Genomic DNA, 12,998 nt, shown 5'->3' with positions numbered 1-12,998 from the left:
GATACTCATTAGTAGTTTTATTAACTTAAGAAGGGACACTTAGAATGAGGATAGCCTTAATGCAACCTTATTTTTTTCCGTATCTAGGATATTTCCAACTGATACACTCGGTAGATGAATTTGTCATTTTTGATAATGCTCAATATACGAGAAGAAGTTGGATAAATAGGAACCGAATATTGAGTGAGCATGGAAAAAGTATATATTTCAATGTTCCAGTATGTAAAGCTTCTAGAGAAACTAAAATTAAAGACATTGTCATAAATAGTAATATGAATTGGCAAGAAAAGATTCTCAATCAATTAATATTTTATAAAAAAGCGCCATTTTTTATGAATGTTATGGCATTCGTAACGGATTGTTTAACAAATAGTAACAGCAATTTAAGTCAATTCCTTACTTTAATTCTAAGAAAGACTTGCGCATTATTAGGTATAGAAACGAGTATTACTATTCTGTCGCAAAAATTCCCTACTATTAAAGAGGCTAATGCAGCAGATGAATGGGGAATTAAAGTATCAAAGGCATTAAATGCGACTACCTATATTAATGCGATTGGTGGCAAGGATTTTTACGATCAGCAAAAATATATAGACAATGATTTGGAAATTCAATTTATTCAACCAATACTAACACCTTACAAACAATACTCAAATGATTTTATGCCTGGCCTTTCAATAATTGACGTCATGATGTTTAACGATATTAGTAAAATTAAAGAAATGTTAGATATTCATGAATTAGTTAGATGATAAAAACGAAAAATAACGATATTGAGCAATAAAAAAAGAAAGAGGCGAAATTTGGTGAAAGGTATTATTTTAGCTGGTGGTTCAGGGACTCGACTTTATCCATTAACAAAATCGATTTCAAAGCAAATGTTACCGGTTTACGATAAACCGATGATTTATTACCCACTTTCTGTCTTAATGCTTGCGGGTATTAGAGAGATATTAATAATATCTACACCTCGAGATCTTGAAGGATTTAAAGAGCTATTAGGTGATGGACGTCATTTAGGAATGCATTTCGAATATGCTGTTCAAGAATATCCCAATGGTCTTGCAGAAGCTTTTATTATAGGAGAAAAATTTATAGATAATTCCCCTGTAGTATTAGTATTAGGGGATAATATTTTTTACGGCTCAAATTTTAGTAATCGACTAAAAGAAGCCGCTTCTTTAACTAGAGGTAGTATTGTATTTGGCTGTTATGTCAAAGATCCACGTGCATATGGTGTAGTGGAAATAGATGAGCATATGAATGCTATTTCAATAGAAGAAAAACCGGAAAGACCGAAATCCTCATACGCAGTGCCAGGCTTATACTTTTTTGATCGTAAAGTTGTTGAGATTGCCAAAAATGTAAATCCATCAGTGCGCGGAGAAGTAGAAATCACCTCTATTCTTGAAGAATATTTACGAATAGGCGAATTAAAGGTCAAAATTGCAGGACGTGGCTTAGCTTGGCTAGATACAGGAACACATGAGTCTTTACTTGAAGCTTCTAATTTTGTTGAGGCGATTCAAAAGAGACAGGGGCTTTATATCGCATGTATTGAAGAAATAGCTTTTAGAAGCGGATATATTACAAATAAGCAATTGTTAGAGCTTGCTCAACCACTTATGAAAACAGAATATGGTAAGTATTTGCTGGAAGTACCTAATACCTTGGATCATTCGCTTATAACAATACATTGAAAGAGGTAGGAATGATGGTAAAGAAAAAAATAATAGTTACTGGCGGTGCAGGATTTATCGGAGGTAATTTTATCCAATATTTAATTTGTAAGTATCCTTCCTATGAAATTTATAATTTAGATTTATTGACGTATGCAGGTGATCTAGGTAAACATCGAGCATTCGAAACAAATGATAACTATACATTTGTAAAAGGCGATATTGTAAATCGTGAGTTGGTTATGACTTTTTTTAAGAAGGAACAATTCGATTATGTGGTTCATTTTGCAGCAGAAAGTCATGTGGACCGCTCAATTACAGATCCATCGGTATTTGTTCGAACAAATGTATTAGGGACACAAGTATTATTAGAAGCAGCGATGCAAGTAGGTATTTCAAAATTCGTCCATGTATCTACGGATGAAGTTTATGGGGAATTGGATTTTGAACCATCTACTTTTTTTACAGAAGAGACATCATTACTACCAAATAGCCCTTATAGTGCAAGTAAAGCTTCTTCTGATTGTTTAGTCCGTGCTTATTATAAAACATATGGATTACCAATGAATATTACGCGTTGTTCGAATAACTATGGACCATATCAGTTTCCAGAAAAATTAATTCCTTTAACTATTTCTCGTGTATTAAAGGATGAAAAAATCCCTATATATGGTGACGGACAAAACATACGAGATTGGTTACATGTTTTTGATCATTGTACGGCCATTGATTTGGTGTTACATGAAGGTGTCAACGGAGAGATATACAATATTGGTGGGCATAATGAACGTACCAATTTAGAAGTTGTTCAAACCATTATCAAGACATTAGGGAAATCGGAAAAACTTATAAAGTATGTAACAGATCGTTTAGCTCATGATAAACGCTATGCCATTGACCCAACTAAAATAGAGCAATTAGGTTGGAAGCCCATATACACATTTGAAACTGGCATTGTGCAAACTATTCAATGGTATGTTGAAAACCACACATGGTGGGATCAAATAATAAGTGGACAATATCAACAGTATTTTGAAAAGCAATATTTATGATGATGGAAGCTAGAAAAGCTCAGACGAAAATAACAAGGTATATAAATCAATACATTCTTCGTTCTAGAATGGTAGCTATCATTGACTAAGAAGAAAGAAAACAAATACTTTCTTCAGTTATAGAAAATCGATATTAACCATATAATCACTAGTGTTTTGTGTAAAATAATTGGCTTACGCATGAACTATGGCTATTTTCAAAGCACGTATTAATAGTAAAAGAAAAATGAAAATGAAAATGTGAAATAAAGGGAGACAACCATTTGATATTAGTTATCGGTGGAGCGGGATTTATAGGTAGTCATCTTGTAAAAGAGTTAGTAAAGAAAGAAGCAGTTGTTGTATTGGATAATCTTTCAACTGGTCACCGGGAGTCGATTGATGAAAAGGCGATTTTTGTGCAGGGGGATTTAGGAGAAAAAGGCGATTTGGAGGATATTTTTTCGCAATATTCTATCAAAGCAGTAATGCACTTTGCTGCGAGTAGCCTAGTCGGTGAATCTGTAGTAAATCCCCAAAAATATTATGAGAACAACGTTATATCTACGTTAACTTTATTAAGTGTAATGTTAAAGTATAACGTGAAAAATATTATATTTTCATCAACTGCTGCGACTTATGGGGTTACTAACCTAGACATGATTGATGAAACAATTGTGCCAAATCCAATAAACCCTTATGGAAGATCAAAGCTCATGATTGAACAAGTTCTCATGGATTATGCGACAGCCTATGATTTACGTTACGTAATTTTAAGATATTTTAACGCAGCTGGGGCCTATGAAACAGGGGAAATTGGCGAAAGTCATAACCCAGAAACGCATCTTATTCCAATCGTATTGCAACATTTAGCTGGTGATAGGGAGAAGGTGTGTATTTATGGTACAGACTATGAAACACCCGATGGGACATGCATTCGTGATTATATACATGTTACAGATTTAGCAATAGCACATATTTTTGCCTTGAATTTATTACTTGAGAACAAAGCAAAAGAGGCCATATATAACTTAGGGAATGGTCGCGGCTATACAGTAAAAGAAGTAATAGAAACTTGCGAGGCGGTTACGGGTAAAAAGGCAAATGTTGAACTCTCTGAAAGACGTGAAGGAGATCCTGCAAGACTTATTGCTTCATCTAAAAAGATTTTTGATGAACTTGGGTGGAAGGCAGAAAAAAGCTTAGTGGAAATTATTGAAGATGCTTGGAAATGGCATAACAATCAAAGATACTGAACGGATTAAAACTTAATTTGAAATGTGACTGACTAAAATATTCCTCGTTACTATAAAAGTGCTGAATTTTACCTAAAACCAGATGTAAAAGTTAGGACTTTTATATTTTTCACCAATTAGTCATTTGTTTGCTTTCTCTTTTGAATAACAATTGAAAATTCTTCCCCATGTATAAAGAGAAATTCACCTTCATATAAGTAGTAAATAGCAATAAGTATGTACAAACAATGCTTATCGCAATGCAGTCATTCGTCACGTTCTCTATTCAAATGTAGGCATCATTTGAACCAGCCCATGCGATATTCTACGATTGGTGGAAAAGATTTTACGGTGAAAGTGAAGGAAAAGATATTAAGTGTTTATAGCCGACTACCGTTAATTTCTCTACCGATTTACATGCTATTGGACAATTCATTCAAGGAAGCCCAATGATCTTTGAAACATTACTTCATTTGGAGAAATAAAAACGACGTTTTTTTAAACTGTAGTATTAGCTATTAATAATGCATGTAAAGGGAGAAGTAGTAGGTTATCTAATCATGACAAATAGAGTTCAGGACCAATCTATTTAATAAGAAAGAAAAGTACAACATAAATTTCATCAGTTGGAACATGACTAATGGGGATGTGTATAATGAAAGATTTAATTTCAGTAATAATGAGTACTTATAATGAAAAGATGGAATGGTTAAAAGCCAGTATTGAATCTATTTTGAATCAAACATATTCAAAAATTGAATTTATTATTGTATTAGATAATCCAGATAATACTATGATTAAAAGAGTTGTATCTGATTATGCAAATAGAGATGAGCGTATAATCGTGGTTGAAAATGATAAAAACATAGGACTAACAAATAGTTTAAATAAAGCTTTAGAATATTGTAATGGTGAATATATAGCAAGAATGGATGCGGATGATATCTCAGATAATAACAGACTAGATAAGCAATTGGTTTACTTGAAAAAGTATAACTATGACTTAATTGGATCTAAAGTTAGAATAATTGACGAGAGTGGAAATGTTATACAAAAATCTTCTAATCATCCTGTTTCTAATAATATTATTAATAGTATTTTGAAATATGATAATTGTGTTCCTCATCCAACATGGTTTGTCAAAAGAGAAGTGTATACTGATTTAAATGGATATCGGAATTTACACACCTGTGAAGATTATGATTTTTTATTGAGGTGCTCCCAAAAATATCGGATTGGTAATTGTAATGATGTAACGCTTACTTATAGGCTCAATTCTATTAGTATTTCAAGATCGAATGCCTTAAAACAACTTTTATCTGCGAAGTATTTACAAAAAAACTATAAAAATATTGATTTAATTAACCAATCAGAAATCGATAAGTATGTAAAAAAGAGGACTACACTAAATACGGAAGAAAATTTTGATAAAGCACAGCTCTATTTTAAGGAAGCATTAGTTTATAAAGAAAAAGGCGAATTCTTTAAAATGGTATTAAATTTAATTTTCGCCTTAAAAATTTCGAAATATTTCCTTGCAAGGTGTAAAAATATGTTATCTATTAGAACTATTAGACTGGTTAAAAGGTGATAGTAAAAAATACTGACTCCTGCGGTACACGCTAAAATAAAATCAACAGATTTTGCTCAATTCATTTGAACACTTTTTCACCAATAAGCCATTTTCTATAAAGAAATGGCGGCAGATTCTTGACCTGAAAAAGCACTATTAATTTGCTCTTAAAGAGGGGTAGTAAGGGGAGAGAAAAATGATTTACGAAAAAAAAGTTTCAAATAATTATTTTCTAATATTTATTTTAGTATTCAGTGTTTTTTTAGGTAACCTGAATGTAAACATTGGTTTTGCGTTAAAACCACATATGGTATTAATGGTAGTAATTTTTATGCTTACCCTTAGTAAATTTGTTTTTCATAAGCCCCAAAGTCATGAAACTTTTATGATTTTCTTCTATGTTTTCTACTGTCTTACTGGAGTATTCTCTACATACCCTTTGGCAAGTATTCGTTTGACTATTGCTATTTTAATCGGCCTTTTTTCTTACTTTATATATAAATTTCTATTTTCTAATATTACATTAAAAGAATTTGAGCGAATAATTGGGACAGTAGGAATATTATATAACGTAATTTCACTATTGTTTTATCTATTTGGTTTAATTTCTAATAAATTTAATTTTTATGGGAATGGCGTTAGATTTTATGGCTTAATGCTAGATAGAAATATGCCTCGATTAATCGGTATATTATCAGACCCTAATATATTTGTTGTATCCAACTCGTTCTTCTTGTTCTTTTTCCTATCAAATATGAAAGACAAAAAAGGGAAGATTGGATTTGTTTTAACTTTAATAACAACGATACTATCTTTTTCAAGGGGAGGCATATTAGCAACCTTAGTAGGGATTGTTATTACTATCGCTTTTTTTAGTGTAAAAACAAAAATAAAAATTTTTATTGTCGTACCTATAATTACATGGATAAGTTACTTTACCGTATTAAAAGTTATGCATATCGATATCTATCAGATTTTGATAAAAAGAATGGAATCTGTTAGTAAGGATGGCGGTAGTGGCAGAATTGAAATATGGAACAATGGTCTGTCGCTCTTTGTAAACAATCCTGTACAAGGAATTGGTATATATAATTTTAGGGATTATAGTGCAGATTTTTTTGGTGAGGGAATTTATATGCACAATACTTTTTTAGAAATATTAGTTGAGTCGGGTGTAATTGGATCAGTATTATTTTTTATATTTTGGGTGCTATTATTTTTTAGAATAATGTCAATTGTAAGGATGGATAAATCAAAGGCTTTTCTCCTAGGGACTTATGTTTCAATTTCAATTTCTTTAATGTTCCTTTCACTAATTGCGAGTGAATATTTATTTTTATTTCTAGCACTTGTTTGGCGATACAGTATGACAGAAAAAGAATATCTGTACCGTGAACAGATTAAGTTTGAATGAAAATAAGATTATAAAATTAAAATTGGGGGAAACTATGAAGTTAGTCAGTGTCATTATTCCAATTTATAATGTAGAGCAATACTTACAAAAATGTGTACAATCAGTTCAAAATCAAACGTATACAAATCTAGAAATATTTTTAGTCAATGATGGTTCAACAGATAAATGTGGAAAGATGGTAGATGAATTAGCTGTCCAAGATTCACGGATTAAAGTAATTCATAAGCCGAACGGGGGTCTGTCTTCTGCTAGAAATGCTGCATTAGATAAAGCCAGTGGAGCATACATACTATTCGTGGACGCCGATGATTGGATAGAGTTGGATATGATTGAATCTATGGTACATGAAATGGAACAGCACGAAGCAGAGTTAGTAGTATGTGATTATACGAAAGTGTACGAAGATAAAATAGAGAAGGATTTTTTAAAAATTAAGCAAGAGAAGATCGATATTGGGAAATTGGGATTAAAAGGATACTTATATGAATATTTTTTTAACTACAAACATGGGGATGAAGTTTGTAATAAATTGTATAAAAATGTGATTATTAAAGAACATCAAAYACGATTTGAACCTAATAGTGAGATATTCTCAGAAGATAAGCTATTTAATCTATATTACTTAGTGCATATAAAAAAAATAATAAGTACCAATTCATCTTTTTATTATTATTTACAACGAAATGGATCTCTCATGCGACAACCTAAACCTGAAATTATAGAACAGTATCTAAATTTGGCAGAAAAGTACATTGATTATTTGAAAAGGAATAATTCGAATATGACAAGTATATACTCTATCTTAGTATTTCATTTGTTTAATAGTTCACTAAAAAACTACGTCAAATCGGGTGCAAGCATTTCACAAATAACAGCAGCTATTGATAAAACGCAGAATAGAGATGTCATGCAATTCATGGCTAATTTGAAGACCGATAAAGAAGTAATAGCATACTGTCAGAGTAATCGAACAAAAATATTGATACCTTTATTCGTCAAGGTGTATGCAGTTTGTTATACATTAAAATTTAATTTAATACTCGCCTATACATTTAAAAATATAATGAAATAGGATGGTGTATTGCATAAAAATAATTTTCTAGTATCAATTATTATGCCTGTTTATAATGCGGAAAAGTATGTTGGCCAATCCATTGAATCTGTTCTAAATCAAACGCACAAAAATTGGGAATTGATAATTATTAACGACAAGTCAACAGACAATAGTCAGCAAATACTACTAGGATATAAGGATAGTCGAATAAAGATTATTAATTTGACACAAAACGGTGGTGTTGCGAATGCTAGAAATGCTGGAATTGAAAAAGCAAAGGGACAATTTTTAGCTTTTCTTGATAGTGATGATTTGTGGCATCCTGAAAAATTATCCAAACAACTCGACTTCATGTTGGAACTGGATGTGGCATTTTCCTATACACAATATCAAGAAATAACAGAAAATAATAAGCGGACACGAAAAATTGTTAAGGTTTGCAAAGAACCAGTGGATTATAAAAAATTATTGCGTGCTAATTACTTTGGATGTTTAACAGTTGTATTAGATATACGTAAAATTGCTAAACCACTTTTTAAGAAGACTAAGCATGAAGATTATGCTCTTTGGCTAGATATTTTAAAAGATTATGATATTAAGGCTTACGGAATGAATGAAGTACTAGCCTATTATCGAATTACACCAGGTTCCATAAGCAGAAATAAATTCAAAGGTTTAACGTGGAACTGGAAAATTTATAAAAATCATCTTGGTATGACGACAGTTCAATCTGTCTACCGGATGTGTATTTTCTTGCTTAATATTTCGATAAAATACGTTTCAACTAGATTGATAGGTTAAGAATGGTGAAAAGGCTATTGAACAGTTATAAAAGGTTTACGCACTGATTTAAAAAATGAGACAAATAAAGACACCTTTCGTTGAAAAACAGGTATTGTACCTTATCAAATCAACGTGGAGGTGTTTTTCTTTTGGGACAAGAGTGAAATATCCAGTAAAATTTTAGCGGGGATTCCTATAAAACAAGTACTAGTGGAGTTAAATATTCGTACTCAACTAAAAACATGGATGAAATGGTACAGAAATGGCGAATTATATTGTCTTGAACTGCCTGTAGAAAAACGATATACCTTTGGCAAAGTACCTGAATATGAAAGTGAAATGCTAAGTGGCAAGCAGAGAATTGTTATTTAAAGCAACAATTGAAGATTTAAAAAAGTACGCAGAGTTGGAGAGGAAGTGGTCCCAAAAGTTGTAGTTGAGCTAGTATCATGCCGATTGGAGAAATCCGCCTTCATTTAGGCGGAGCTCGTTCGTCGTATGATCGCTAGAAGGCCAATAGAAAAACTCTTAGCCAAATGGCATCCTCGTCTGTAGAGGACGAACCAGTATTAGTGAGAACGAAAAGTGAAAAGTGCTATCTTTTGTAATATTTACTGCATAAGGTAGCACTTTTATAATTACTAACTATCTTATTGGAAAAGATAATTACATATTTGAATAAAAAGTAATCATTATTAATATATTGAGAAGTAAATTAGATTGCGAATTAATAAATAAACAACATGCCGTAGGGGTGGACTGTCTTATATGAAGGGAGATTAAATGGAAAGAATACGTAAAGCCATTATACCTGCAGCAGGATTGGGCACGCGTTTTTTGCCAGCTACCAAGGCAATGCCGAAGGAAATGTTGCCGATTGTCGATAAACCGACAATTCAATATATCGTTGAAGAGGCAGTAGCTTCAGGTATTGAGGATATCATTATTGTTACAGGTAAAAATAAAAGGGCAATTGAGGATCATTTTGATAATGCGTTTGAGCTTGAAGCAAATTTATTAGAAAAAGAAAAGTTCGATATGCTTGAGAAAGTAAAGGCCTCCTCTAAAGTAGATATACACTATATTCGTCAGAAGGAACCTCTTGGCCTTGGTCATGCGATATGGTGTGCACGTAAGTTTATTGGGAATGAGCCTTTTGCGGTCCTTTTAGGGGATGATATTGTGAAAAATGAGATTCCATGTCTGAAACAATTAATCGAGCAATATGATCGAACGTATTCGAGTGTTATAGGTGTGCATAAGGTTCCAGATGAAGATGTTCATCGTTATGGAATCATTGACCCGATTTCAACAGAAAATCGTTTGATGGAAGTAAGGAAGTTTGTCGAGAAGCCTGCTTTCGGAGATGCCCCCTCAAATTTTGCGATCATAGGAAGGTATATTTTAACACCAGAAATCTTCACTTTTTTAGATGAGCAAAAAATAGGTAAGGGCGGTGAAATTCAATTAACAGATGCGATTGATGCATTAAACGGTTCTCAGCGTGTATTTGCATTTGAAATAGAAGGAAGCCGCTATGACGTTGGAGAACATATTGGCTTTATTAATACAATTATTGATTTTGCGTTGGATCGTGATGAGTTACAAGAAGCGATTACCAGTTTACTGTTGAATAAAGTGAAACAACTAAGGGGGAGTCACTTAGAAAGGAATTCATTAAAATAATTTACGCCAGTAGGAATTCCAAATTATAAGAATGGAAGAGGTTATGATTTGATGATTCGTACAATCCAAATGAGCATTTTCAATTTTGAAATGACTGAGCAGGATTGGTCAATATATGAGGCTGAGGTAGGGTGGATTCACCATCATTTAGCAGAGAATAGCGAGATGTTAACAGGTTGGTTACAAGTACCTCTTGAAGATCAGCGTGCTTTATTGCAACGTATTGAGGATACTAAGCGAGAAATTCATAAGTATGCAGATGTACTTGTTGTTATTGGCGTGGGGGGATCATTTTTAGGAGCACGTGCCATCCAAGATGCGTTGTCGCCTTATTTTACTCTTCCTACTGATGGTATTGAAGTGGTGTATGTTGGACAAAACATGAGTGGTTCCTATATTGATAGTTTGCTTCAATATTTAGCAAGTAAAAGTGTATATGTGAACGTCATTTCAAAGTCTGGGGAAACGATGGAACCAGCACTCGCATTTCGTGTGTTGCGACAGTTTATGGAAAAACGTTACGGGGAAGAGGCCGTTGACAGAATTATTGTAACGACAGATGCGGAAAACGGCCGTTTAAAACAGATAGCAGATCGCACAGGTTATAGACAATTTACCATTCCAGCCGATATTGGTGGTCGCTATTCGGTGTTAACTTCAGTGGGGCTATTACCAGCAGCTGTTGCAGGTGTTGATATTCGGATGCTTATGGCAGGTGCTAGGGATGCTGCGTTATCATTGCAAGATGCAGCGCTGGAGCGTAATGAGGCTTATCAATATGCAGTGTTACGACGTGTGATGTTTGAACGAGGATATAAAGTGGAGTTACTCGCTTCATTTGAACCTGCATTATGTAAGTTCCATGAATGGTGGATGCAGTTGTTTGGCGAAAGTGAAGGGAAACAGCGAAAAGGTCTATTTCCTGCGACAGTTAATTATTCGACTGATTTACATGCTATAGGTCAGTTTATTCAAGAAGGAAGTCCAATCCTATTTGAAACGTTACTGCATTTTAACGAAATAGATAATGATTGTAAAGTGCCGTATGATGTACGAGATGAGGATGGTTTGAATTACCTATCGAAACGAACATTCAATGAAATTAATGGGGTTTCCATGAATGGGACAGCACTTGCTCATGCAGAGGGTGGTGTACCTGTCATTCAGTTGGTGCTCCCAAAACTAGATGCCTATCACATAGGTTATTTAATCTATTTTTTTATGAAGGCATGTGCAATGAGTGCAAGTCTACTAGGAGTAAATCCGTTTGATCAACCAGGTGTTGAAGCGTATAAACGAAAGATGTTAGAACTATTACAAACGTATAATAATTCCATCAAGATAGATTCATTAGGTATGGAACTACCAAAAAGTAGCGTTTATATTCGAAATGAATATTGATTGAGAAATGCGAATGAATAATCTATTGAAAAATGATTAAATGTGCTTTATTGACAATTTTTATATAAAAAGTAGAGGTTCTACACCGAAATCTATTCTTAACATAAAAAAGTATATGGAGCGAAGGATGGCGAGTGCGGCTGCGCCTTTCAATGCAGAGCAAAGCTTCCAGCTGGAACAGCAATGTTTTTCTCCGACTAAGTGGAGCGTCAGTCGTACAAGCTGACCCAAGGGATGGAGTGACGATGAGGTTGAAGCAGTGGCCAAGAAAAACGTACACTCGTAGCGAAATGTACGGTAAAGCATATGTATTGGTGAAAGTTCAAAGTAAATGGAACTATTAAAGTGGTACGGAACAAAACGAAAGATAAATATAATCATTTAGTTGATTCATCGACAATGGTTTGACGAGGGGGAGGGCATTTAGGTGGAAGAAGTAATTGACTTGAAAAAATTATATAAAATATTGCGTAAACGTATATACCTTATTCTAAGTCTTACTATTGTTGCGATTGGCATTACAGCTTCTCTAAGTTACTTTGTAATTACTCCTATCTATCAAGCACAAACACAAATTTTAGTGAATCAAAAAGTTAATGATCAAGAAGGGTATGCACAGGCACAACAGCTAGAGACGGATTTACAATTAATCAATACGTATAATGTCATCATTAAGAGTCCTGCCATTTTAAACAAAGTTATTGATAAGCTTGATCTAAACATTACGACAGAAATGTTGGCAGAGCAATTAATCGTATCTAGCGAAAGTAACTCTAAAGTGGTTAATATTAAAGTTTTAGATGCAGATTCAGAAAAAGCAGTTACCATCTCGAATACAGTTGCCACTGTATTTAAAGAAGAAATACCGAAACTAATGAGTGTTGATAATATAAATATTTTATCAGTGGCAAAAATAAGTAAAGATTCTAGCCCCGTGAAACCAAATAAATTACTAAATATCGTCATGGGTGCCGTAATTGGGTTTGTAATTAGTATAGGGTTTGCTCTATTGTTGGAGTTTTTAGATACAACAATAAAGACGGAGTCGGATATTGAAGATTTAGCATTGCCTGTTATGGGGTTGGTTGGTGCTTTTCCCACCGAAAAAAATAATAAATCCCGTAAAGCTAGGAGGACATAGA

At 33.3% G+C, this 12,998-nt stretch carries 11 protein-coding genes; all 11 read left to right on the top strand.

The annotated features are described in order from the left end of the window. The first annotated feature begins 59 nt into the window (after positions 1-59). The 11 genes from AC1DCY_RS01485 (at position 60) to AC1DCY_RS01435 (ending at position 12,997) form a co-directional block, all read left to right on the top strand. Positions 60-752 (top strand): WbqC family protein, encoded by a 693-nt coding sequence (locus AC1DCY_RS01485; RefSeq protein ID WP_477346814.1) that lies wholly within the window; start codon positions 60-62, stop codon positions 750-752. 54 nt (positions 753-806) lie between these two features. Continuing rightward, a complete protein-coding gene (gene rfbA / locus AC1DCY_RS01480; protein ID WP_477347107.1) occupies positions 807-1,700 on the top strand; it encodes a glucose-1-phosphate thymidylyltransferase RfbA in 894 nt (297 codons plus the stop codon). A gap of 14 nt (positions 1,701-1,714) precedes the next feature. Beyond that, entirely contained in the window at positions 1,715-2,731 is a 1,017-nt protein-coding gene (rfbB, locus tag AC1DCY_RS01475; protein WP_477346812.1) for a dTDP-glucose 4,6-dehydratase, read from the top strand. Between the two features lie 263 nt (positions 2,732-2,994). Next, positions 2,995-3,966 (top strand): UDP-glucose 4-epimerase GalE, encoded by a 972-nt coding sequence (galE, locus tag AC1DCY_RS01470; RefSeq protein WP_477346809.1) that lies wholly within the window; start codon positions 2,995-2,997, stop codon positions 3,964-3,966. Between the two features lie 634 nt (positions 3,967-4,600). Then, complete coding sequence (locus AC1DCY_RS01465; protein ID WP_477346807.1) at positions 4,601-5,536, top strand: glycosyltransferase family 2 protein; 936 nt, start codon at positions 4,601-4,603, stop codon at positions 5,534-5,536. Between the two features lie 178 nt (positions 5,537-5,714). Beyond that, entirely contained in the window at positions 5,715-6,932 is a 1,218-nt protein-coding gene (locus AC1DCY_RS01460; protein ID WP_477346805.1) for an O-antigen ligase family protein, read from the top strand. A gap of 34 nt (positions 6,933-6,966) precedes the next feature. Next, complete coding sequence (locus AC1DCY_RS01455; protein ID WP_477346804.1) at positions 6,967-8,004, top strand: glycosyltransferase family 2 protein; 1,038 nt, start codon at positions 6,967-6,969, stop codon at positions 8,002-8,004. Positions 8,005-8,013: 9 nt separating this feature from the next. Further along, on the top strand, positions 8,014-8,787 hold the full coding sequence (locus AC1DCY_RS01450) for a glycosyltransferase family 2 protein (protein WP_477346802.1): 774 nt from the start codon (positions 8,014-8,016) through the stop codon (positions 8,785-8,787). Positions 8,788-9,552: 765 nt separating this feature from the next. Next, entirely contained in the window at positions 9,553-10,455 is a 903-nt protein-coding gene (gene galU, locus AC1DCY_RS01445) for a UTP--glucose-1-phosphate uridylyltransferase GalU (RefSeq protein WP_477346800.1), read from the top strand. Between the two features lie 51 nt (positions 10,456-10,506). Beyond that, positions 10,507-11,856, top strand: a complete 1,350-nt coding sequence (locus AC1DCY_RS01440; protein WP_477347105.1) for a glucose-6-phosphate isomerase — start codon at positions 10,507-10,509, stop codon at positions 11,854-11,856. 427 nt (positions 11,857-12,283) lie between these two features. Next, complete coding sequence (locus AC1DCY_RS01435; RefSeq protein ID WP_477346798.1) at positions 12,284-12,997, top strand: YveK family protein; 714 nt, start codon at positions 12,284-12,286, stop codon at positions 12,995-12,997. The last annotated feature ends 1 nt before the right edge of the window (position 12,998 follow it).

The organism is Lysinibacillus sp. 10T31 (genome assembly GCF_056394365.1).
The sequence above is the reverse complement of the archived record's forward strand: the minus strand, read 5'-3'. Positions and strand labels throughout refer to the sequence as shown.

Bases quoted from the DNA above. Each gene is read 5' to 3' on its own strand.
- AC1DCY_RS01485 (WP_477346814.1), top strand. From the start codon at position 60: ATGCAACCTTATTTTTTTCCGTATCTAGGATATTTCCAACTGATACAC.
- rfbB (WP_477346812.1), top strand. From the start codon at position 1,715: ATGGTAAAGAAAAAAATAATAGTTACTGGCGGTGCAGGATTTATCGGA.
- AC1DCY_RS01465 (WP_477346807.1), top strand. From the start codon at position 4,601: ATGAAAGATTTAATTTCAGTAATAATGAGTACTTATAATGAAAAGATG.
- AC1DCY_RS01460 (WP_477346805.1), top strand. From the start codon at position 5,715: ATGATTTACGAAAAAAAAGTTTCAAATAATTATTTTCTAATATTTATT.
- galU (WP_477346800.1), top strand. From the start codon at position 9,553: ATGGAAAGAATACGTAAAGCCATTATACCTGCAGCAGGATTGGGCACG.
- AC1DCY_RS01440 (WP_477347105.1), top strand. From the start codon at position 10,507: ATGATTCGTACAATCCAAATGAGCATTTTCAATTTTGAAATGACTGAG.